18 protein-coding genes and 1 tRNA gene are annotated in these 23,555 nt (G+C 52.0%); 8 read left to right on the plus strand and 11 right to left on the minus strand.

What is annotated here, in order from left to right; translation table 11 throughout:
• Positions 1–117: 117 nt before the first annotated feature.
• The 3 genes from VE954_RS32830 to VE954_RS32840 form a co-directional block, all read right to left on the minus strand.
• Positions 118–1,032, minus strand: coding sequence for an SEC-C domain-containing protein (locus VE954_RS32830; protein WP_324960994.1), 915 nt, complete (start codon positions 1,030–1,032; stop codon positions 118–120).
• A gap of 881 nt (positions 1,033–1,913) precedes the next feature.
• Positions 1,914–1,989: transfer RNA gene (locus VE954_RS32835), tRNA-Ala, on the minus strand.
• A 51-nt stretch (positions 1,990–2,040) separates the two neighbouring features.
• Complete coding sequence (locus VE954_RS32840) at positions 2,041–4,932, minus strand: pitrilysin family protein (protein WP_324960996.1); 2,892 nt, start codon at positions 4,930–4,932, stop codon at positions 2,041–2,043.
• Positions 4,933–5,125: 193 nt separating this feature from the next.
• Between VE954_RS32840 and VE954_RS32845 the strand changes: the two genes are divergently transcribed.
• A complete protein-coding gene (locus tag VE954_RS32845) occupies positions 5,126–6,283 on the plus strand; it encodes an aminotransferase class V-fold PLP-dependent enzyme (RefSeq protein ID WP_324960998.1) in 1,158 nt (385 codons plus the stop codon).
• On the opposite strand, the gene VE954_RS32850 is transcribed toward VE954_RS32845, so the two are convergent.
• Positions 6,278–6,694, minus strand: coding sequence for a DUF4189 domain-containing protein (locus VE954_RS32850; protein WP_324961000.1), 417 nt, complete (start codon positions 6,692–6,694; stop codon positions 6,278–6,280). The genes VE954_RS32845 and VE954_RS32850 overlap by 6 nt on opposite strands.
• A 160-nt stretch (positions 6,695–6,854) precedes the next feature.
• On the opposite strand from VE954_RS32850, the gene VE954_RS32855 reads away from it, so the two are divergent.
• Positions 6,855–7,355 (plus strand): hypothetical protein, encoded by a 501-nt coding sequence (locus tag VE954_RS32855; RefSeq protein WP_324961002.1) that lies wholly within the window; start codon positions 6,855–6,857, stop codon positions 7,353–7,355.
• Positions 7,356–7,431: 76 nt separating this feature from the next.
• Here VE954_RS32855 and VE954_RS32860 read toward each other — a convergent pair whose 3' ends face one another.
• The 5 genes from VE954_RS32860 to VE954_RS32880 form a co-directional block, all read right to left on the minus strand.
• Positions 7,432–8,235: a dimethylarginine dimethylaminohydrolase family protein gene (locus VE954_RS32860; protein WP_324961004.1), complete on the minus strand. Its 804-nt coding sequence runs from the start codon at positions 8,233–8,235 to the stop codon at positions 7,432–7,434.
• Between the two features lie 14 nt (positions 8,236–8,249).
• The gene (locus VE954_RS32865) at positions 8,250–8,633 is read right to left on the minus strand and encodes a response regulator (RefSeq protein WP_324961006.1); all 384 of its coding nucleotides are present in this window, start codon (positions 8,631–8,633) and stop codon (positions 8,250–8,252) included.
• A 131-nt stretch (positions 8,634–8,764) separates the two neighbouring features.
• Complete coding sequence (panP, locus tag VE954_RS32870; protein ID WP_414699048.1) at positions 8,765–10,453, minus strand: pyridoxal-dependent aspartate 1-decarboxylase PanP; 1,689 nt, start codon at positions 10,451–10,453, stop codon at positions 8,765–8,767.
• 96 nt (positions 10,454–10,549) lie between these two features.
• Positions 10,550–10,900: a hypothetical protein gene (locus VE954_RS32875; RefSeq protein WP_324961010.1), complete on the minus strand. Its 351-nt coding sequence runs from the start codon at positions 10,898–10,900 to the stop codon at positions 10,550–10,552.
• A 118-nt stretch (positions 10,901–11,018) separates the two neighbouring features.
• Positions 11,019–12,512 (minus strand): alpha/beta fold hydrolase, encoded by a 1,494-nt coding sequence (locus VE954_RS32880; protein ID WP_324961012.1) that lies wholly within the window; start codon positions 12,510–12,512, stop codon positions 11,019–11,021.
• 119 nt (positions 12,513–12,631) lie between these two features.
• Between VE954_RS32880 and VE954_RS32885 the strand changes: the two genes are divergently transcribed.
• The 4 genes from VE954_RS32885 (at position 12,632) to VE954_RS32900 (ending at position 18,663) form a co-directional block, all read left to right on the plus strand.
• Complete coding sequence (locus VE954_RS32885; protein WP_324961014.1) at positions 12,632–13,300, plus strand: hypothetical protein; 669 nt, start codon at positions 12,632–12,634, stop codon at positions 13,298–13,300.
• A gap of 180 nt (positions 13,301–13,480) precedes the next feature.
• On the plus strand, positions 13,481–14,044 hold the full coding sequence (gene efp / locus VE954_RS32890; RefSeq protein ID WP_324961016.1) for an elongation factor P: 564 nt from the start codon (positions 13,481–13,483) through the stop codon (positions 14,042–14,044).
• Between the two features lie 213 nt (positions 14,045–14,257).
• Positions 14,258–16,453 carry a hypothetical protein gene (locus tag VE954_RS32895; protein ID WP_324961018.1) on the plus strand — a complete coding sequence of 732 codons (2,196 nt, stop codon included), beginning with the start codon at positions 14,258–14,260 and terminating at the stop codon, positions 16,451–16,453.
• 155 nt (positions 16,454–16,608) lie between these two features.
• A complete protein-coding gene (locus VE954_RS32900; RefSeq protein WP_324961020.1) occupies positions 16,609–18,663 on the plus strand; it encodes a response regulator in 2,055 nt (684 codons plus the stop codon).
• On the opposite strand, the gene VE954_RS32905 is transcribed toward VE954_RS32900, so the two are convergent.
• Complete coding sequence (locus VE954_RS32905; RefSeq protein ID WP_324961022.1) at positions 18,658–19,527, minus strand: ChaN family lipoprotein; 870 nt, start codon at positions 19,525–19,527, stop codon at positions 18,658–18,660. The two genes, VE954_RS32900 and VE954_RS32905, sit on opposite strands and share 6 nt — an antisense overlap.
• Positions 19,528–19,636: 109 nt before the next feature.
• On the opposite strand from VE954_RS32905, the gene VE954_RS32910 reads away from it, so the two are divergent.
• Positions 19,637–20,491 (plus strand): DMT family transporter, encoded by an 855-nt coding sequence (locus VE954_RS32910; protein WP_324961024.1) that lies wholly within the window; start codon positions 19,637–19,639, stop codon positions 20,489–20,491.
• A 102-nt stretch (positions 20,492–20,593) separates the two neighbouring features.
• Entirely contained in the window at positions 20,594–22,870 is a 2,277-nt protein-coding gene (locus VE954_RS32915; protein WP_324961026.1) for a hypothetical protein, read from the plus strand.
• Positions 22,871–22,888: 18 nt separating this feature from the next.
• On the opposite strand, the gene VE954_RS32920 is transcribed toward VE954_RS32915, so the two are convergent.
• Entirely contained in the window at positions 22,889–23,467 is a 579-nt protein-coding gene (locus VE954_RS32920; protein ID WP_324961029.1) for an isoprenylcysteine carboxylmethyltransferase family protein, read from the minus strand.
• Positions 23,468–23,555: the final 88 nt, after the last annotated feature.

The following is a 23,555-nucleotide window of genomic DNA, read 5'->3' on the forward strand; positions in this document are numbered from 1 at the left end:
AGCGTGGTCCTAAACTTCTGATTCCACAGGAGCAGGTCGGGATCAACATCCCGGTCACACGGCAATCCATGTATGTGCTTGGATAGAAAAGTACACTAAACTCTTTTTATGACTGTCTCAAAATAGCTGATTTATTCCGTCTCGATTACCGGCATCAGTCGTTACATCCATCAGTTCCTGAGACCAAGGTTGCGTAAAAGCATTCCCAAATAAGGGAGGAGCGTCAATATCAAGGAAAACAATCATGGGACGATTACGGAACTTATTAATTGCACCCGCCAAGATGTTGCGTACATCTAACCTAGCTTTTCCTGCATGAAAATCATTAAAATCAAGCTTTAATAGGCGATTCCTCTTTTTTGCTTCAACATCGAATTCAATTCCCGTAGCTTTATGACGAGCCACAAATTCGGGATGCTTAGCGGAATTGTCTGCTTCATCTTCATGAGTGACCGTGAAACCAGCACGAATGCAAGTTGCTGCAACGAACAACTCGTATCTGGCTCCAGAAAAATGTTCGAGGCGTTTAAGCCGTCGAATTATTTCTTCCTGAAGTTTCAGATTGTCTTGAAGTACGTAAAGATCATACGCTAATGTCAGATATGCATGCATGGCCCCATTGGGTTCTAAGTAAATTAAATCACCTTCTTGTTTTGCATACTTTCTCTCAAAGTCGTGCATTTCTGTTGCCCATTTGCACATAGGATTGCGCTTGTCGATGGTTTTCGTAAACTCTTTCTTCCACCAGTCAGCCCCCATTGTTATCTTCAAGAAATCGAATAGGAAATCCACAAATGTTTTCCAATTTGATTGCCAATAGAGCATGCTCCCTACCGCTATAAATTTTTGACCATTGAAATCACAATTGACGATGGGCCTGACAAATCCAAATACATTCTCGTGCTTGAGTTTCTGGGTAATGCCTGTTGCTACCTGGGAGTGCATTTTTTCAATAGCAGCTTCGTCGTTTTTGAGACAACAGCGTTTGTACTTTTTGCCACTTCCGCATCTGCAAAGCGCATTTCGCTTCATGTCGACCCTTAATGTTATGCAGGATTACCTAAGTTCTATTCTGCGAACCTATTTGTATCGGACTAAATCATGGTTTAACAGTTTTAGTCAGTGCTATATGGAAAATCCCGCTTTTCAATATCTCAATCGCAAACTTTTATGCTTCCAAGAATAAAGGAATGAGTTTCCATCGGTATCGAGGTGACACAGAAATTGGTTTCGCTTGGTATACCCATTTTGCAGAATAAACATCAAAATCAGGCGCTATCCGATATTTTACTGGGTCTATGAGAGAATCAACTACCAAAGGACGCAAGCCTATCCAGACCGAAATAAATAGCCAAAGGAATTTGAATGGATAGGAAAGGCTTCCGCAGCTTTCGAGAAATAGAAAAGCCTCAAAAATTTACTATCCTAAGAATTTTACTGAGATATTTAAAGCTGGAACGTCTCTTGTAAAGCCAATCATAGAACTGTCGGCTTCTTCGAACCAATCAGAGGGTTGCAGCTGGATTTCTAAGGTGATTTTATGTGCCGTGTGCCAATGCGAAAGATCATTGCTCTTGAGAAGGTGGCAAGCATTTTTTCCGCCAAAATATCACTCTTCAAATTGGCTACGTTAAACATCAGGCAGAAATCCCGCGCAAGTTCACGCGGAATATCCCATGTCCGACTCCGAGCCCCGTGGGTATGTTCTTTCTTCTAAGACGTATAGTGTAGCTTCTACTGGGGCTTCGATTTCTTACCTTGCAGACGCCGAACATAATATCCCATCGTCAGCCCCTCTTCTCGGAGTCACCTTCGACAATTCAACGCAGGAATTTTAATCAGGGAGACCATTGACGCCACCGTCCGAATCGGACGATGGTTTTTGAAGCAACATAGCGGATATGTCAGGAATCTGGTGGAGGTTAGCGGGATCGAACCGCTGACCTTTAGAATGCAAATCTAACGCTCTACCAACTGAGCTAAACCCCCTCAGGAAGTTGTAGATTTGCCTGAATTCCTTCCACCTGGCAAGAACTTTTTTCAGTGATGCGTATCGGACGAAGCATTGGCTTTCAGCGCCGCCGCGTCTTTGAAGACATCATCCACTTTAGTAATGGTGATGGCCGACGCCGGGATATTCAGCTTCATGGCGCCAATCAGCTTATCCTCGTCCAGCAGCTCTTTGGGTTTTTCACCGTCGTACTTCACCGTGGACACGGTATCGGCTACCAGGCGCTTCTTCAAGCCTTCCGCGTCCTGAGTAATCATGACGATGCGCAAATTCTGAGCAGAAAAATGCTTCCGAATGGCTTTGTTCACATCATCGAGCGTCAGCTTGCTCAGGCGGTCGCGCATGAAACTTGTATATTCCGGCGTGCCGTACCATGCGGAGTCCAGAGCGTAACCGATCTGCTGATCCTGGGTGGAGGTGGTGACAAAGACGTTTTTACTCAGGTACTCGCGGGTTTGTTCAAAGTCGTCCTGGCTCAAACCGTTTTTAATCATCCGATCGAGTTCATAAAGAGCAATCCGCAGGGCATGATGAGCATTTTCTGGCATCACGGGGCGAATCCAGACTTCAAACAGCTGCGCCTGGCGCACGATGTTAGGGCTTGGGAAGAAGCTGTACATGCCGCCTGGGAAAGCTTCAATATAGGCATAATCCCCATAGTTCATCCCGCGCACTTCACGAATGCGCTCATAAAGATGCGACATCGAACTCCGATGTTCACCCAGCCAGGACCGAGCCAGCCAAAGGGCGGCAAAATCAGGATGCGCACGGGTCACTTCAATCGGTGTCCCAAACGAAATCGCGGTAGCCCGGGTATTCTTCTCGATTATGTTGACTTCCAGTCCCTTGGGTTTATGACCTACGATGCTTTTCGCAGGGGACAGGGCTGGGCCTTCAGGCAATTGGCTGAGTTCCGATTGCAAGAGGGCGATTGTCTCGTCCGTGATATCACCGTTCACCGCAATGGTTACGTTGCTGCGGGTGTAGGCTTTCTTCACAAAGTTTTTCACATCATCCAGTGTGATGCTCTCCAGACCTTGCACTGTGCCAATGGCCGGATGACCATAGGGTGTGCCGGCAAAAATCCATTCCTGCAGACGCTCCTTGCCCAGTTCCTCTTCATTGTTGGTTCGCAGGCTGTTTTTCAGGTTATTCAGTTGCACGGATTTCAGACGCTGGAAATCCTCGTCCCCGAATCCTGGGGCTTGCAAACTCGGCGCCAGAAGGCCGATGACCTTCTGCACATGATCCTTATGCGTTTGAATCGTAAAGGTGGTCACTTCCTTGTCCGGCAGGTTGCCAAAACCAGCGGCCATGGGAAAGAGAGCCTTCTGCAGCTCGTCGTAGTGATAGCGCTGGGAACCAGCCTCGGTGATCATCGAGGACGCAAGATAAGCCAGGCCTTCCTTGCCGGCAGGATCCTGGGCGGAACCGACCTTGAATTGAAGCTTGATATTCAGCAGAGGAATTTTGTTTTTCTGCGCGATCACGGGAATATTGGCCTTCCTGGTCGGGGCCGGCTGCAAGGAGGCCAGGGCCGGAAGCTTGCCGGTATTGTCCGGAATAGGATCCTTCGACAGGGTGGAGACCACAAGGTTAGTGTCGGTAAAATATTTCTGCGCGGCCTTCTGGACGTCCGCTGGTGTGATGGTGGAGCTCTGCACAAAATATTGATTCAGAGTGTCATACTTACGGTCATAACGGACAAAGGAAGCCAGAGTTGATGCGATGCTTTCGGTGTTATCGAGGCGACGCGCAAAGCCATAGCGAATATTGGAACGCATTTCATTCAAACGGTCGGCGCTGATGGGCTCGACCAGCGACCTGGCAAAGACTTTCATGATCGCGTCGCGAACATAGGGCACGTCCTTGGGATCTTTGACCATCGCATTGACGGCAAACAGATCCGGATCCTGCGAACTCGACGAACTGGCGCCTAAACGGGTCACCTTCTGCTCATCGATCACGAGCTGCTTATAGATATCCGAGGTTTCACCAAAGGCCACATCAAAGAATAAATCCAGGGCTGCGTAATCCTTGTCCTTGATGGAAAAGGCAGGCCCATGAAAGGCCACTGAAATCAGCGACAGGGTGGGACTGGTCCAGGGGACATGCACGTAAACCGGACCCTTGCTGGGCGGCTCTTTGGGTATGTTCACCTTGTAAGAACCCGGTTTCCAGCTGCTCCAGTATTTTTCCACCATTTTCATGACCTTGGCCGGCTCCACATCACCTGCCACGATAATCGCCGTGTTTTCCGGACGATACCAGCGATCAAAGAAGACTTTGGAATACGCATACTGGTTGGGCATGTCCTCGATGTCTTTGATAAAGCCCATGGTCGTATGTTTATAGGTGTGGGTGGTAAAGGCCTTGTCTCGGGTCACTTCATAGAGTTTGGACATGGGGTTGGCGCTGTTTTTGTTATATTCGCCCAACACGGCTCGTGCCTCGGTTTTAAAAGCCGATTCCGGATACTCCAGATTCTGGAAACGGTCGGCTTCGATTTTCAGCATCAAATCCAAATCATCTTTGGCAAAAGTCGTATGATAGTTGGTGTAGTCATTGGTCGTATAAGCATTCTGCCGGGCTCCCATTTTGGTGAGATAGCCCTGATAAACTTCGGGCGGCGTGTTTTTAGTTCCGCGAAACATCATATGTTCAAAAAAATGAGCAAAACCGGTTTTGCCTTCTTCCACTTCGTTGCGTGAGCCTGTCAGCACAGGAATCTGCAGCGAAACCAGGTTGGGAAAACCGGTAGGAACGACGATCACTTTCAGGCCGTTTGGCAAGGTTTTCTCTGTCACAGCGAAGGGCATGATGGTGTCCGCTTTGGTCGTCGGTTTCGCCGGCGTAGCGGCCTTTATCAGGCCTGGTGTCAGGACCATGAGCAAGGGCAGGATGCGGAGTGCAAGTCGCATTTTCAAGTCTCCTTCAGAGATTCTCAAGCCTTTTCATCTAGCACAAAGGCCTGTTTGATCCCAGGCTTTTCAGCGGCGGCCATTTATGAAAAACTGGATTGGGTGAAAACCTGCCGTGGAATCGGGTCCGCCTTACGTCAACCCGATCTTGTTCGGTTTCCGGTCTCAAGGCCCACTTACGAGGTTCGGGTTTATGGATAAGGACTTTCGCACCTACTTTGCCAGCAAGCCGGGATTGATTCATCTCAACAACGCCGGCCTTTCACCGTGCAACATCAAAGCGGAAGCCATCGTGCATCATTGGGTGGAACGCTTACGGCGGGAAGGGGCGTTTTGCAGCAGCGCTTACCTTGAAGCTGTGGAAGATGCCCGCCATGATCTGGCGCAATTTTTGGATGCCGAGACGGGGTCGATCGCATTTTTTTCTGGCACTTCGCACGCGGTCAGCCAGCTGTCCTTCCCAATCGAGCTGCAGGCGGGCCAGGAAGTTCTGATGTGGGAACAGGAATATGGATCCCATCTTTTTCCGTGGCAGGAAGCCTGTCGACGTTCGGGAGCCCAGCTGATCCTTGCCGAATCCGCCACCGATCTCGGTACACCGGTGGAACGCCTGTTGAGTCGAGTGACGGACCGAACGCGGGTCATTGCCGTATCCTGGGTGCAGTTTCAAACCGGTGCCTTGACCGAGCTTCAGCCTTTGGTGGAACTGAAAAAGCAGCGTGATCTGTGGATCGTGGTCGACGGCATCCAGGCCATTGGCGTTCGTCCCTTTTCGTTTCGAGCTTCGGGCATTGATGCCCTGGTCGGTGGTTCGCATAAGTGGATGACGTCGCCTGTGGGGACGGGTTACCTCTGTATTCAACCGGAACGCGCGCGCCTGCTCAAACCCCATAACGTGGGAGCGGCTACCTATGATACCGGTGATGACCCCACTTTACGGGATGCTCCATTAAAACCAGATGCCCTGCGTTTTGAATCAGGTTCGAGGCCGGTGCTTGAAATCCTGGCCCTTGGAACGTCAGCGCGTTTGATTCAGACTCTGGGTCCCGCTCGGCTTCTGCAAAAAAGTTTGGAATTGAGCCAGGCTCTGGCGGACGGACTGAAGGATTTGGGATATCAAGTGGCCCGACCCAATGGTCCAACGCTGACGACGCCGATCGTGAACGTCACGGCGGGTCCGCGGACAGCGTTAAAAGATTTGGATGCCATGAGTCGGGCACTGGTGAAATACAAAATCAGTTTTGCGAGACGGGGTCCCGGCCTTCGACTGTCGCCGCATGCTCACAATAATCGCGATGATATTCATGAAACTCTGCGGGTATTTGCCGGAAAAGTGCGGAGCGGCTTATAGTTCGCGGTCTTCGGTGCAGGTGGTGCGTACGGCGCGACAGCGTCCCGCGTCGGGATCCTGAAGGCATTGCTCAACAGCTTTGCGTTCCATGGCAGCCAAGGCCTCAGGGCTATGCCTGACTCCTACCAGCTGGGCCCAACCCCAGTGCCCACGACGATCCACAGCCCAGGCAATGCAACCATCCTGAACAGTGGCGACGGCAAAGCAGTCCTGGCCGGGTCTATTTTTGCGACAGGTTTGAATCGCCTCCTGCAAGGCATCGTTGAGATTGCCATCCGATGTCACATGCATTTCCCGCAGCGTATCATAAGTGGATGCGATCACAGCCCACTGTGCGGCATTTGCTTGTTCCATCATCAGCACAAATCCCAGCATACAGAAGCGGGAGCACCGCTTCATCACGGATAACATATCCAGAACTCCCATGAATGACTTTTGTCTATTATGCAGTTTTTATTTTCATGATGGCAGATGTCGGCATTAAATAAATAAACTTCAGTGCAAGACACTGACTGACCGTCCAGATATATTGTTGGGAGTGTTTCGTTTCGTTTATCAAAGAGGTTGATGCATGCGTTTTATAGTAAGCTTGCTGACTGGCCTTGTCCTCTTCAGCTGTCGCACCACCAAGGAAGAAGACAAGCGATTCTTTGCGGAAAGTAAAGGTTCGAATGATGGCCTGCAGGGTGTGGCGGTGACACCGCTGCCGAAACCCGTCCCAGGCACACCTGTTCCCACTTTGCCTGAACCTGCCGATCCTTTGGAAAAAGGCGCGTTTTATGGAATGTGTAAGGCGAAGGACCAGCTCACATCCCAGCAGGCTCTGACTGTGAAAGCGCTGCTGGCTGCTGTGCATCAGAAAGATTGTTTGGCAGGAGAACGCTGGCTGCGTGACCAACGCAATAAAACAGTGATGATAGAAAGCGAAGAGTTGGTTGAATTACAAACCCTCACGCTTTTTCAAAACTATCCGCACGTTCGGGATGTTTATATTAGAATCGCTAAGGGCGTGGACCCGGTCTGTCCCTTGCGATTGCCACAGACTTGTCATTTTTCGCTGGATGAGTTTTGAGCCAAAGGCAAAAGGCCAACGCTGGTGAGTTTGAGCCAAAGGCAAGGCCAACGTTGGATGTGTTTCAACGCCCTCCTTACTCGAGCAGCAGACTGCAACAGGTCAATGCCCCATCGGCCTTGATCAGCTCGCTCATGTTGAGCTTCTCAACCTTCAGTTTGCGGGCGGCAGCGGCTTGGAGCAGAATGGATTCGCTCTGTGGAAAGCCGTCCTGAATGAGAACCGTGTTATCGATCCGGACTACATTGGCGGCCACAGCATCCGGCAGATAGAGGGCCTGGGCCTTGGGGAGCGCCTGCAGAATGTGTTTGGCCATCGACCGTGCGGCGGGATCATCCGCGACCAGGAGCGTCTCATCATCCAATGCTGAAAGCACGGATTTCAGATGAAGACCTGCGGCCACAGGCAGCGCAACGACGCGATCAGGAAACAATTCTTTCAGCTGCGTAATGGCTTCTGCATTGGTTCGTTTCGAAAGCCCGACAAAAATTTTTCCATCCATCTGCAGCACATCACCTCCGTCCAATGTCGCCGGTTCGGTTAAGCGGTGCAGGCGCAGCGCAGGTTCAATCTGCTGCAATTTTTGTAACACAGACGAGACAGCCGAACTTTCCCCACGTCGGCTATCGGCGCCGATACGGGCGATAACGGCGACCGATTCAACCAGGATGGCTGTATCTTCAATAAAACAGGAATCAGGGTAGCGTTCATCGGCCGGTACAACAATCAACTGGCCGACGAGTTGCCGCAAAACCGCGGTGTAACGTTCGTGCTGGTCATGGGCCAGTTTCACATCCAGGGGGACAGGCTGCTGCTGAAGCGCCGCAGAGAAAGATTGCGGCAAGGGGCGAACCAATGCATAGCGCCTTTGGTATGACATGAACGATGAGTCTCCTAAGCTTTCCGGCTTAAATGCTTGTCAATTTTTGAGATGAGTTCATTGAAATCGATGGGTTTGGTGCAGAGTTCGTTGAATCCGTAGTGGCTGAAATCCGTTGACGTTACCATACAGGCGGTCACAGCAATGATGGGCAGGTTCTCGAATTCGGCTTTCAAAATACGGGTGGCTTCGATGCCGTCCATAACCGGCATATTGATGTCCATCAGGACCAGGTCGGGCATGCCGCTCAACGCCATTTCCCTAATCTTCTCGACGGCTTCAGATCCATCCGCAACGTCGATGGTCACAAAACCCTCACGACGCAGGCGACGACCGAGTATGGCTTTATTCATCTCCTCGTCATCGGCGATCAGTAGTAGGGCTTTGCTTCGTTCCATGGGTAACATGTACTCCATATTTTCCGACCATCCAGCTTAACGGTTAAAATTCATGGCAAATTTACCGCGAAAACTGATAGTTGGGTCATGAAGTCCATCCCTTCCGCAAAGTTTGAGGCCACCTAGACCGCTCATGAGGTTTGGGTGACGGCTTTGCGAGGCTCGCCTTCATCCTGTTCTGAATAGTCCATCGCCAGTTCACCCGATAAGAGCCGTCGGGCAATCTCGCGTTGTTCGATCAGAATTTCTTCCAAATGCGGGATCTGTGTCAAGGGATTGGCCAGGACCACGCGAAAGACATTGATGAGCTGGCCATGAAAACGGGCAGGTTCCAGCGCGGTACGTGAGACAAATGACGTCCCACGATCGCGCTGTTCTTTCTGAATGGTAATAGTCAAACGGTTGAGGTGGGCGTTGATGTTGAACAGTTCCTCTTTGGAACAGGTCGCCATAAAGCGCCGTACATCAGCCGGGACAAATCGATAGGTCAGAAGATTAAGCTCCGGCTCGGATATCAACTCAAAGTCTTCGGTATTCTTGATCATGGCGGCAAAGGTCCGCGCCTTTTCAATACCGCCGTCGATCAGCAGCTCGTAGCCCTTGCGGCCCATGATACGGAGGCCCGAGTGGACCAGCATAGCCATGCCCGGCCGCGATCCTTCGAGGGTCATACGGCCCAGATCGCGCGAACCCTTACGGATGATATATTCCGCATAGTGCGCGACCAGCGTCAGGGACTTATGGTCCTTGAACAGGGCCATGCCAGCGCCCATCGGCACATAAAGCTGCTTATGCGCGTCAAAGGTCACCGAATCGGCCCGCTCGATACCTTTCAGAAGGTGTTTATATTTTTTGGAGAAGAGGGTCGGGCCACCCCAGGCGGCATCGACATGAAAATGAATATCGTGGGCTTCACAGATATTGGCCAGCTCATCCAGAGGATCGACGCTCCCGGTTTCCGTCGTGCCCGCAATACCCACCACGGCGATGATAGCAATGCGCTGCTTCTTGCAACGCTGGATCGTTTCCACAAGCTCCGAGACGATGATTTTATTATTAGTATCGGTGGGAATCGAAATCAAATTGCGGCGGCCGATGCCTAAAAGGTTGGCGGCTTTTTTCAGCGAATAATGCCCACGTCGAGACACAAGGATCGCGGCCCCCTGATACCCATAATGCTGCATGGCCGCGAACAGACCTTCTTCACCAATGCCTGCAAAATCCTGCTGCGGACGGAACAGACGATTGATGGCCACCCATAGGGACGTGAGGTTGGCGATGGTGCCGTCGGAACAGAAAGCTCCCAGCGCACTGCCCGAATATTGAATATTTTCTTCATAAAACGGTTGATTGCGATTGTAGATCAGCCGGTGCAGCATGCCGAGCACCTGACGTTCGAGCGGCGTGAAGGCCTTGGATGTCTCGATTTTTACGAGGTTTTGATTCAGGGCGATCATCATCTTGGACAGCGGCAGCATAAAATAGGGCAGGGCTGAGGTCATGTGACCTATGAAACGGGGCGAAGCCACGTGCACCGATTCAGCCACCACATTCTTGAGCAGGAAATCCGCTTGTTCCGACACAAAAGTAGGTTCTTCGGGAATCTGCGAATCCAGAAAACCTTTTTCCAGCTCATTGGGTGCGATGACATGAGAAACAATATGCTCTTTCAAAAAACCATCGAGGTTTTCCGAAATCTGCTTTTCAATTTTGCCGAGCGTGCTGTTCTCGCTCTCTGGAACCGTGAAGATTCGGAGCAAACTCTCGTAGGTGGCTTCGGGGTGCACGGTTTTGTTTTTCTTCTTCACAGGCCCACTCATCGCGTTAAAATGACTGAAAAACTGACTAACATCCATAGCAGCTTGCGGCAGCGGCATCAACATCTTGGAACTTAATTACATATTCCGGAAGTCGCTTTAGTGTAAGGCACCAGGAGACCGGGTGCCATTAGCCCCAAGCTCAGCCAAAAGGTCTTCGAGTTCTTCATCGACTCGTTTGAAACCTACGTGAAGTTGCAGGCTGTGCCCTTGCAGATTGCGGTGCAGAACCTCGCCCGTGGCGACGACGAACCCGGCCTCGGGGCCGACAGCACTGAGTTGAATGTTCAGTGGTGCACCGACGGGAAAGAGCTCACTCAGGTCCGCCGGCGAAAAAATAAAATCGTGTTCCAGGTAATCGAGTTCTGCGATGAGTTCCCGATGAGAAATGCGGCGACCGCGAGCGCGGATCAGCAGACGAAAGGGTTGGGCGCGCACAATGAAATGCACCGATCCTTCGTAGTGCCACCAAGATTCTTTAGCTGTGAGGCTGGGGCCTTGTGGATCCATATGCGAAATCGACGCTCCAGGGTGTCTGCCAAATTCGATCGAAAGCTCCGAGTATAGATCAGACAGCGCCCGACTGAGAATCGAATTCCGTCTCGCCAGTTTCCGGCTCCTGATCTTCCGTAAGTTCCTGAATCGCGCTCCCTGGTTGGCTTCGCGGTCCATTATCACGGCCACGACGCCCACGCCCATTAGCAGCATCCTGACGGAGTATGCGAATGATCGCTTGCGTCACATCGCGACGGGCCAGGAACTGAAAATGTGAAATGTGATGCATGGCAACCGGTGTCACATCGCTGGGATGTTCAAAAATGGCTTTGGGCCCGGACGAAACTTTGTCCTTGTTCGAGTAGAAACTATAAATCTTGAGTCCGTTCACGGGTGGACTCTTGTGCAGCTCCTTCAGAAAGTTTGAACCAGGTGCCATCTGCCATACGTCTTTAAAGAAGAAGCCAAAGGGTGTGACCATGGCCAGATAGGTGAGCCACGTTCCTTTAAATGGGGTGCCGAGGGTGATCAGTCGGTCGCAATATTCCGAACCTCCCATCCGCAGGAGCCACCACATGGCGACGAGACCGCCTTTGGAATGGGCCACGATGTGGACCTTTTTAAATCCATAGCGTTTCATCTGGCGCTGGATTTTACGGTCGATAAAGTCGGCTGTTTCCTTAATACCGCGAGTGAAAAATACCCCAAGCGAGCCGCCGAGGTTGAAGCTCATTACTTCGAAACCACGGCTGGTCAGCTGCGTTTCCATCACATTGAGCGTCTTGCGTGACGAACCAAAGCCATACAGCAGAATGATCGGAATTTTATCCGATGAATACTGGTGGCGTTTGACGATTTCGTTATTCACCCGGGCTTCGTACAGGAGCTCGTAATACACGCGCTTGAGGCGGGTCCATAGACTGCTGCCTTTTTTACGGGAAATAAACTCATAAACCAGCAAAGGCAGAAGAGTGATAAAGCCAAAAACCGCGATATTGCGCAGGCCGCGCATCATCACTTCATCACTGGCGGGTTCACCGAAACTGGCAAAGAAGAAAACTTCGGGAATGGCGCCGATCAGGGTGAAAACGAAGACGCGTTTCGCATGAAAGTCGCCCATGCCGTAGAGCAGGGACATCAAATCAAAGGGAAAAAGCGGGATAAAACGGGTGACAAAAATCACCTTATAATCCTGGGTTCGGAGCAGCTGCCAGGTGGAAGGCAGGTTCGCGCTGAGCCACGGTCTTACGATTTTCTTACCAATAATATGGCCAGGATAGTAAACCGCCATGGCTGAGAGCGCAGCCCCCAGGACGGTCAGAACCGAGCCCCAGAAGGGTCCAAAGCTGGCGCCACCGATATAGGCGGCCTGCATGAGCGGCGAAAAGAAAAAGGGTCGGACAACGGACAGGATAAGAAAACCGGTCCGGGTCCAGATCGTATCTTCAGCAAAGCACTGGGTCAGTGAGTTATCACAAATGGTAACCCAGAAAAGATAGCCTATGCTCCAGAGGCAAAGCATAATGGCCACTTCGATGGTCAGCGCGATTTTGAACTGCCTCGACAAAATTGGATCCTTTGTAGGGTTCTCTGCCAACTTGACAAAAGCTGTGGGGAGAGCCTACTCTGCCGTTCGATTGAGGTCCTGTTATAATGATAAATTAGGGTGAGGTGACTGGGATAGCTATGAGACAAGGCATATTCTTCCTGCTTATTATGTTGGCAGCTGGGTTTTCCCGGGCTGAGGGCGCGCCACTTCCCAAACGCCATGAGGTTCTGGGTCAGGCTCGGCATCTTTTGGATAACTGGTCGATATCCTATGTGATGGGTGGCAACAAACTCGGTGATGTCCGCGATTGTGAGGCCTGCAATCAATGCCTTGGGCTAAAAAAGCCGGATAAGGATTCCCGCTTGCGGGCCTGTCCCACCTGTGCCAGTTGCAGTTTGGATTGCAGTCATTTTACCTATGAAGTCTTTAAGCTGGCAGGCTTGCGCGCCACCTATTTGACGACGTCCCTGATGAATAGTCTCGGGCCTGATTCGCTGCTCAAAAACTATTCTCTGGTGGATGTGGGCAGCCGCAGCCAACGGGCCTTGCCGGGGGATCTTTTAGTCTATGATGGTCACGTCGTCATGCTGGAAAAAAAGCATCCTAACGGCCTTGGCGACATCATCCACGTGACCTCCGGTCGCGATTTACGCGGACCCGGCCTTGGCATTCAACGCGAACGCCACGTGGCCATCGATCAATACCGCGGTCCTCTTCTTCGCGTCCTGCGACACGCCGACCTCGTCCGCGAACTGCGCGATTTTACTCTAAGCCGCAGCCGGCTGAGTGATGCCAAGACAGAGTAAAGTTTGCCTCCGGAGCTGGCGTCAGGACGCCAGCTGTGCGACTGACGCAGCCTTGTCCCGGCGTCTGAGACTAGGCTATTCTCATTTTTTGAGATAGGTTAGAGCGTTTCGAATTTGCATAACGTTGCTTAAGGTCTATTTTGGCTTAGGCATCTCCACGAATGATAAGAAGGAATTTCCATGTACGCGACGACTGACTTCAAGAAGGGCCTTAAGATTGAATATAATGGCAAACCATTTGTCATCGTGGAATTTCAGCATGTAAACCCAGGCAAGGGCTCGGCCTTCGTTCGTACCCGTATTAAAAATCTCGAAACCGCCCAGGTCCTCGAAATCACCTTCAAGGCCGGTGAGAAAGTCAACGTCCCTGACCTTGATTTCAAAGAAATGCAGTACATGTATAACGATGGCGAAAGCTATACGTTCATGGATATGGCGACCTATGATCAGGTCGTTCTGAAAAAAGACGATCTCGATGACGCGCGCTATTTCATTATCGAGAACAGCATGGTGCGCGTGACCTTCTTCCAAAACCGCCCGGTCACCGTCGAAGTTGATAACTTCGTCGAACTGCGCGTGAAAGAAACTCAACCCAACATCAAAGGCGATACCTCGGGCGGCGGCGGCAAGCCAGCCGTCATGGAAACCGGCCTTGTGGTGACCGTCCCCTTCCATATTTCCGAAGGCGATGTTTTGAAAGTCGACACCCGGACCAGCGAATATGTGGAAAAGGTGAAGAAATGAGCAGCCGGGGAGCGCTCATCTCGCTCCCCAATCTTTCGACTTGTAAGCATTGCCAAAAACATCCCTCGACTTTTTCTTTGTAAACTTGAATTCCCCCGCCAAGCCTTACTAATTTCGAAAAAAACCAGATTCTCCAAATGCTCTGCGCTCAGGGTCCGATAAGATTTTTAGATCTGCATCGCATTGTCATTTTAGAGAGAGGGGGGACTCTGCATGGCTTCTTATTTGGGTCGAGGAAATCATACATTGGGAATAGTTTTAGGCCTGGCGTTGGGCTTGCAAGCCTGTAACGACGCTGGCTTTCAATCCGGTCGCACACTTGCGGACGACAAAGCCGCGACGTCTGCTCCCGGCGACAGTACGGGCACTTCGTCCGGTGATGCCACCGCCGGTTCTTTTGATCAAATTCCAGCCAAGGTGGAAACGACCAGTATCTCGGACAGCAAAAGGCCCGATACCATGATCAGTTCGTTTCAAGCGGCCACCACCGTGGACGCCAGTTTTAAATTTAAAATCGAACCCAATTCCGTAAAAACTGATTTTACCCTTGAGGAAAATCTGGTCCTCGTCAAAGACACCTACTCGCAGACGAGTCGCAACCTGCTGACAGACAGCTTCACGCAAGGCAATAGCGGAACACCGGTGAAAGAGGAATTCGATCAAAAAGCTCGCCAGGGCTTGGCTGATATTCTGATCGTGATCGACAACTCGGGTTCCATGAAAGAGGAGCAGGTCAATCTCTCGACAAAGTTGAACGAACTGCTCGTCTCCATCAAGGACGCCAACTGGCAGATCAGTGTGATCAATACCAGTCCGGTCGTTCCCGCTGGCGTAACTCTGACCGCTCTCGCTTCTGAGGGCAAAGAACTTTGCAACACAACGGTGATCAAGGCCGGCGAAGTTGATGCCACGGAAAAATTCGCCGCGGCTGTCAATGCCGGTATATCAGGCAACGGTAACGAGCAGGGCATTCGCCAAGCCGTCGTAGGTTTACGCTGCACTGAAAAACCCTGGGTTCGTCCAGCTTCGACCCTGGCCGTGCTGATCGTCAGCGATGAAGACAACTGCAGCATCGATGGCACGGAATGCGGCACGCTTCCCTGGGCCAAGGAAACTTATCTGCAGAACTATGTGGAAACAACCCTTCAGCGCACCATCGGCAAAAATGCTGGATTTTATGGGATTGTCGCGCCATCCAAAGCCCTGTGTTCGACCGCAGGCAACGCAGGAACGCAGTATCTCCGTCTCTTCGATTACAAGTCGACGGCTGGTGCGAACTACGGAAATATCTGTGACGCCAGCTATAAGACGACATTGAATCGCATCTCCGACAGCATCGCCCTGCAGCTGAATAATCAGGTGGAATTGACGACGCTGCCCGATACCAACACCCTGGCCTTGACCCTGCAGCTGGTCGATGGCACGACTCAGGCTTTGGACCCTGCATCTTACACCCTGACAGGCAAGGTCATTACCTTTTTACCCGGCAAGGAACCACCGACTGGTTCCAAAGTCGTAGCCAATTACAAGGCGGGTGCTCAACCCCAGCTTACCAGTTTCACCCTGAGTCAGGATCCAGCCGTCGGCACCGTGGTGGCGAAAATCAACGGGGCCATGGCCACTCCGGGCTCGTACACAGCCAGTGGGCGCGTGGTGACCTTCACGCAGGCGCCAGCCGCTATGGCCAAAATTACGTTGGATTACCTGGAAAACAAGGCTCTTTTGGATCGTTTTAAAACCACGGCAACTGCTTTGCCGGATTCTATCAAAGTTACAGTGAATGGTCAGGCGACCACCAACTTTACCTTTGATGCGGCCCGGAGCGAAGTGGTTTTGAAAACTCTTCCTGCCGACGGCCAGGCGATCGAAATTGCCTACAACAAGTCGAACGGTCCCAAACTGGTTTACACATTGCCAGTGAGCAAGGACAGCCGGAATGTGAAAATTATGGATCAGGGCACACCGATTTCCTTTACGCAAAGCGGCAACAGCTTCACGATCAGCGCCGACGCCTACCTGGCTGGCAAGGTTCTGACTCTGAGTTATGATCTGCCGGATGGCAGCACCAAGGTCTTTGAAATCGGCCGCATGCCCATCCCAGGGAGCGCTGACATCGTCGATAGCATCGGAGGCTGTGATCTGGGTACGGGTCTCGATATTCTCGATGACAAACTCATCAGCACCTGTGCGTTGGGCACAGCCATGGACTTTTCTTTGACCTACAAATATCTTGAAACGCTGAAAGTATTCAAAGTCAATGGCGTTGAGAATCCAGAGCTTGGCAACTGGACGGTCTATGTGGATGGCATATCCACCAAAGACTACGTGCGAAGCGGGTCCTCGATCACATTGAACAGTGAACTCGCTGCGGATGCCCGCATCGATATCCATTACACACTACCCGAATAAGGCAGGATCTCTGTCTTACGGTTCGATGGTTTGCTTACGGGCAGTTGGGAGGTTCCCAACTGCTTTTTTTATGTCTCCTTTCTGCTGGCAAAGTAAGAGAATCCACCCAGCAGGCGCCGATAAGTTGCCGAGTCGACACGCCTTAGAGGACCATCATGCTGGCTTTCCTGTCTCAACATTTCCTGGCTCTGCTGGTGACTTGTGCGGTCATGATCCTGATTGCCCTTCAGGCCTGGCAGTATCATGTGCGCAGCCTAAAAAAATTGAAAGTCAGCTATGAAAAAATCATGAACAATATGCTGGACGGTTTCGTCATTCAAAAGGATGACGGCACGGTTGTTGGCTTCAATACCGCAGCCTATAAAATCCTCGGTGTGTCGGAACATGAACTGCTGGGACAGACCTTGACCGATCCGCGCTGGCAAGCCGTCCGCGATGACGGTTCCGCAATTCCTATGGCGGAGCATCCGTCTCAGGTGACCCTGACCACCGGCCAGATTCTGCAGAATGTCACGATCGGGCTGACCTGCCCGAATGGAGACCGACGTTGGATTGCCATGAATTCGGTCCCGCTCTTTGAAAAGGACCAGGCCAATCCCAGTCATGTCGTGGCAACCTTTCAGGACGTTACCTCCAGTCGTCGTCTGGCCGAAGAAGCGCAGAAGGTGAAGCAGAGTCTTGATCTGGCGTTAAAAATTGGTGGCATCGGCATCTGGGTTTTAAATGTACGAACGGGCGAAGTCTATCGTGATGATCAGATCTTTGCGATCTATGGCATCAAGCGGGAATCCTTCCCCAATGACTTTCAAAGCTGGACGCAACTCGTCCACCCGGATGATCGGAAGCGGGTTGTCAGCGACCTGGAATCGGCCATCAAATCGGGCCAGGATTTGGATTTCATGTTTAAGGTCATCCGTCCTGATGGAACTCTGCGGCATCTGCGCGCCATCGCTCAGATCGTACGTGATGGAGCCGGTCGAACCACGAGCGTGACGGGTGTTAACTGGGATATTACGGACCAGGTCGAGCGCGAGGTACGTTTGCAGGAAGCCAAGGATAAAGCCGAGCAGGCGTCGCGTGCCAAATCCGATTTTCTGGCCAACATGAGCCATGAAATTCGCACGCCACTCAATGGCGTCTTTGGTATGCTGTCTCTGCTCAAGGACTCTGATCTTTCCAAAATTCAATTGGAAATGCTGCAAACCATAGAGACGTGCAGCGAAGGTCTGCTCACAGTCTTGAACGATGTGTTGGACCTGAGTCGGATTGAATCCCGGCGCATTCAGATGGAGCAGGTTCCTTTTGATATCCATCAATGCAGCCAGGACGTGATCAAACTCATGCTGCCACAAGCCACGCATAAAAAACTGCCGCTGCATTTCGATGGTGACGCGGTAAAATCCCGGGTTGTCGTGGGCGACGCCGCGCGTTTTAAGCAGGTCCTTATGAATCTGATCAGCAATGCGATCAAATTCACCGAGCAGGGGGAGGTACGCCTCTGCATGCATGGACACGAACTCGACCCTCAGCATTTTCATTTCGTGATCGAGGTGAAGGATACCGGGATCGGCATCAGCCAGGACAATCAAAAAAAGCTCTTCAAGGCTTTTTCCCAGGCTGATTCCACCATCTCACGGCGCTTCGGTGGGACCGGGTTGGGCCTGACCATATCGGCCTCGCTGGTGGAACTGATGGGGGGACAGTTGGAAATGGAAAGCCATCCAGGAAAGGGTTCCATTTTCCGTCTGCAGCTGCCTTTGAGCCTGGCCCAGGCGGCTCCCATTCACGCGCTGCATGGCAAGTCGGAAAGCCTCCATGCGATGATCGATGCGAGCCAGCGGATTCTGATCGTGGAAGATAATAAGATCAATCAGATCGTCGTAACCACCCTGCTCAACAAGATGGGCTTTGTGGACGTGGACGTTGCGGAAGACGGTCTAATGGCCCTGCAGCAGCTCGAGCTCAAACATTATGATCTGATCTTCATGGACATGCAAATGCCTGGCATGGACGGCTTGACGGCCACGCGCCGCATTCGTGAAGATATGAAGAAACGGCCCCTGATGATCATCGCCATGACCGCCAATGCGTTTGACGAGGACCGGCGGAAATGTCTGGAGGCCGGCATGGATGACTTCCTGGCCAAGCCGTTCAATCGTCACGACCTGGAGCGCATTCTGCTACGCTTGACGGAACGCAAAGCCTCATGACTTGGGTTTGGAAAATTTTTCTTTCAAACCGACACAAGGATCTTCGCGCTGCGCCGGTGCTGTGGTGATGATCTGATCATAAACGGCCGCTGGCCTTTCAGCCCCCGTTTCATTCATGCCAATACTATAAATTTTCAAATCCGGTTTGAGTCGCTTCAGGTACAAGGGAATGCCAAAGTCCTTGCGTGCGTGGCCGGCGCCGACGATGAAGACACTCTTGCCCTGTTTATGCTGGCGCAACCAGGCCAACGCCATCGCCGCATCGCGGGTTCTTTGCACGGGAATCATGGTCTTCACATGATCCTTCGGCAGCATTTGACAATGGCCCTGAAAAATTTCGTCTTCCAAAGCGGCCTGTGCCTGCGGCTCCAGGTCCCTATCCAGACCCAGATTTTTTTGTTCATTCGCTTGAAAGATGGCGGCATAACCCTGCTGATAAACGAGCTTGGTTTTTTGCGGATTGATATTACCGGCAATCGCTTGAGCACGATAGCGAACGGTAGCCAGGAACAAGGGTTCATAAAATTTAAAATCTGGCCAGCCACTGCTTTTCCACTGAAGATCCTTGGCAAGCTCTCCCAGGGAACGATTATTCAAAGCCGTCAGGACAGTCTGTTGGTCCCAGTGCGCCTGTTCAAACGTCACGGAACCGAGTTGGGATTTTTGACCCAGAAGATCGAGCACCTGACGCTGAACGGCATGATGATGAGGGTTGTCGTGCTGTTCACCGAGCAGGATCACATCGGCGTCAAGCAGGGACGTTTGCTGCTCAGGGCTCATGACCCCGGCAAGTTCAACAGAGGGCTCCGTGGAAACGCAGGCGTTGTTCAGAATGATCAGCAGAAGCCACCCAAAACGTAACACGGACACCTCCTGGAAAGAATTGGCATACTGTCTCATGGAAAGGTGCATGCAAGCAAGTTGGAATTCCCTGCGTATCTTTGTTACAAAAGAAGGAAGTGGGGTGCCTTGCATGTCTGATCAGCTACCGTTCTGGATCGTGCTTCTATCCGCATTGCTCCATGCCGTTTGGAATCTTCAGGCCAAGAAAACTCAATACAAGGGAGCCTTTCTTTGGTGGATTACAGCCTGGGGCTGTTTGTTCATCGCGCCTCTGGTCATCATTTATGAATGGCCACGTATCGAGTGGACGTCAAAGGTTTGGCTGTTTCCCGCGCTGTCCGTTGTCTCGCATGCCACCTATACGTTTTGTCTTGCCGAATCCTATCGCCGCGTGCCGTTTTCCATCGCCTATCCCGTATCCCGTGGACTGGCTCAGGTCTTTATTGTGCTGGCCGGATTGTTCATCTTTCAGGAAAAGCCGGGCCCGTGGGCCTTGGCCGGTGTGGGTTTGATTTTGATTGGTATCCAGGCCACAGCGGCTGGCGCCTTCGAAGCACGCTTGCGAATTTTGCTGCATTCACCCTGGCCGCTGTTGGTCGCCGTTTGCATTTGTTTTTATACCACCATCGATCATCAATCGGTGCAAATTCTGCCACCCTTGACCGTGTGCCTGATTTCCAACATCGGCCAGTGTCTCATCCTCGCTCGCCTCCAGCTCCGGGAATATCGAACGATTCCGCGTCCCGAACGGTCCTCGTTTATCCGTCAGACCATTCTTTGGGGTGCCGTTTCCACAGCAGGCTACAGTCTATTTCTGTATGCGCAGCATATCGGAGGCCTTATCAGCCTCGTCGGCCCTTTGCGCGAAACCTCGGTTTTGATGGGCATGATCCTGAGCTTTTTCGTGCTGAAGGAAGGGTTTGAATGGCGCAAGGTTATCGCCGCCTTCCTGATTGTGAGCGGTATTTTCCTTATGCAACACTGAGGCTCGGCAAAAAAAGCCGTCTTCCTCCCAGCAAAGCTTTCCCAGCCCGGCCGCAGTGGAAAAGGCGTGGAGCTGTTAGAATGAAAGCAAGAGGGAGAACGGATGAAGGAAGGACTCGAAGAATTTTTAAAGCGCATCGAGGCCAAGCCAACCAATGAGACCTTGATCGATCGCTTTGTGACGCTGGTGCTTGAGGAAGATGTCCTTGAGCGCATCCTTTATTTGAAAAAATTGGTGGGTCTTTTGCTGACTCCCAATCCTTACGCAGCGCTGAAAGCGGCCGCATTGGAATTGCAGGAAGCGCGGAAAGAAAAACTCACCAAGGAATATGAAATTGGTGCTCTCAAGGATGTGGAATCCTGTTTTCTGAAACTTGAGAAAATGGATAACGCCCAGCTGGTGCGCGACGAAATCAATAAGCTGCAAGGTGATATGGCTCGGGACCATACGAGCGCCAGGGGTCGCACGCCACCGCCGCAGATCCCGCAAGCTGAGCCCGATGAAGACATGACACCAGACGTCCCGCTGCCAGCTCGTCAGGCACGCGTTCACTTTCGTTTGCCCTCTCCGGAAATGGATGGCGACGATTATGACGACGAACGCACCGCGCGGCATGTTCCTGCCGACGCAGAAAACACGCCACCGCCTCCACGTGCCGCGCAACGGTCGGCGCTCCCAACCATGCCCGATCCCTTTGCCAAGGCTCCTCAAGCGCCTCTGGAACCCGACTTTCAGGCTGATGCGATGGGCTACGCTCCTCGGCGCAAATCACAGGCGACGGAAGCGGCCAGTTCCTTTACAGGAAACAAGGAATTCTACGATAAAAACCTTGAAGACACCGATGACCGTCCGGATGAAAGCGCGCGCCGCTCATCCCTTTCGCGCGCCTCGGGTATCAAAGTCGGTCCCAATCTTTTGGAAACGCCGGATGATCGCGAACCGCAGCGTCCGCGCAGCGCCCAGTCCGTGTTTGAAACCACAGATGTCTTTGCGGACAAACCCAGCAAAATCGCGGATGTTCAGCCGACCAAAAATGACAAGGCGTCTCGATCTTCGAAGGACACAGGAACCAAAAACAAGTCGCGCCAAGCTTTTGAACCAAACGAATATGTCCCCGATTCCAATTCCATGTTTCAGGAATCGCAGCATGTTCATTTTCCGGATACATCGGCCAATCGCAGCATCGTCAGGCAGGAAGCGCGGAACGCGTTCTCCTACGATATAGCCGGTTCACAGGTGGCTGGTTCGCCCTTGGAAAATACGGAGATTCTGCCGGATTCCAATTTGATGAATGCGGCCATACCCTTTGACAATGAAGTCACAAGGCAGCTCGATCCCGAGGAACTCGCCCAAGCCGTGATGCCCATCGAGCCGGCCTTTCCGCCTCGTGATTTCGATATCCCGCCTTATGATGTGGGACCCAACAGGGAAGCGAAAGCGCCCTCGTCCAGTAAAAACAAAGGCAAGGATCCCTTTGCTGACATGCGGGATGCAAACCCTGCCGCAGCCAGGGAACCCATGGTTTCTCGTGAACCGGATGTCACGCCCGATGTGTTTGCGCCTTCGCGTGGCCATCCGCAAGCTCATGATCCGTTTGCGAAGTCCCGCGAACCGGTCGATCCGTTTGCCGGTATCAAGGAACCTGCACAAGTTCCACAGTCGCGTGATCCTTTTGCGGGCGTGCGCACCATCCCGATCGAAAGTCATGATCCGTTTGCGGGCATGCATGAACTGCCGAGCAAGGATCCCATTCCTTTTCCCAAGGAAATGGCGGCCCCGAAAGCTGCTCCAGCTGCATCACCTGTGCCTGGACCGTTGCCGATCCCAGGGTCCAAAACCGCAGCCCAACCCGGTGAACCACGGTGGAATCTTTTACGCGATCGCCTGCGCCTCCTCTCCGGCATTCAGATCAGCCGCAGTCATGCGAGCGATTTTGTGTTGCGCCTTTTAGGTGAGCATTCGAGCCGTGACGAGCAGCAGGAAGTCCTTAGTATTCTGATGCGCGTTCTGGAAGGGCCTCGACAGACGGCATCCGAACAACGCTTTCAAGCCTTTCTCTTTGAAGAGCTGCAGCCGAAAGCTTTGCATCAACTGCTCGGCGCTTTGAAGATCGGCGATCAAACCGTGGCCTTCTTTGTCGATTATCTGCAGGCCTTGATGAAGGAAAGCCAACTGCGTCGCATGCTGAATGTGATACATGCGGTGATTATTCCCGGGCTGGATCTCAGCTGGTATCAGGAGTCTTATCGCTTTTTGATGATGATCTGGCCGGAGCTGGGGCTCAAGGGCTGGCATTGGCTGGAAGAGGAAGGACCGATGGTCTTCTGTGATCGACTTGCGGAGCGCGAGGATCTTTTGCCCGCCACGCTCCTCGCCTGACGGGCACGATCCCAATTTTTACGCAAACAGGGCCAGCAGGAAGATCAACGAAAAGATGGTGGTCAGCGTGCGCTTCTCGCTTTTTAGAGCGGGCGTGAATGAATCCGGCCACATCAGTTGATCCAGACTCGGCCAACGATCCGGAATCCAGCGCGGTACCCGCAGCATATATTCTTCATACTCTTCCCCGAATTTGGCCACCAGAAGGTTCTCTTCGTAAGCGACGATGAAAAAGTATTGAACGACGAAGAGCACCACGGTCAGGGCCATAATCCAAAGACTGCCCCCGAACACAGTGAAGCCGAGCGTGATCAAAAAGTTCGCGACATAAAGCGGATTGCGCACGTAGGAGAAAGGACCTTCGGTAATCAGACGCTGGCCCGTGCTCTGGGAGCGGGTTCGCGAGATGGTTCCAATAAATCCAACGCTATAGATGCGAAAGAGTTCGCCTACCATGATCAGGAGCAAACCGATCGTGGCTGATTTCACGGTCGGGTGACCGAAGATCAGCAAGAGAAAGATCAGGGGAATGGGCGTATAGTCACGCGCCTTGAAAAACCATTCACCCAGTTCCACGCGTGTCTCTTTATCAAACATCGACTTATTCTCCGGTCAGTGAGGAGTTTCTTTTACAACCAATTTATGTCGCACGCAGCTGAAAATGCGCCAACTTACTTCAAATTGA

The sequence above is a fragment of the Oligoflexus sp. genome, assembly GCF_035638955.1.
Classification (GTDB): domain Bacteria; phylum Bdellovibrionota_B; class Oligoflexia; order Oligoflexales; family Oligoflexaceae; genus Oligoflexus.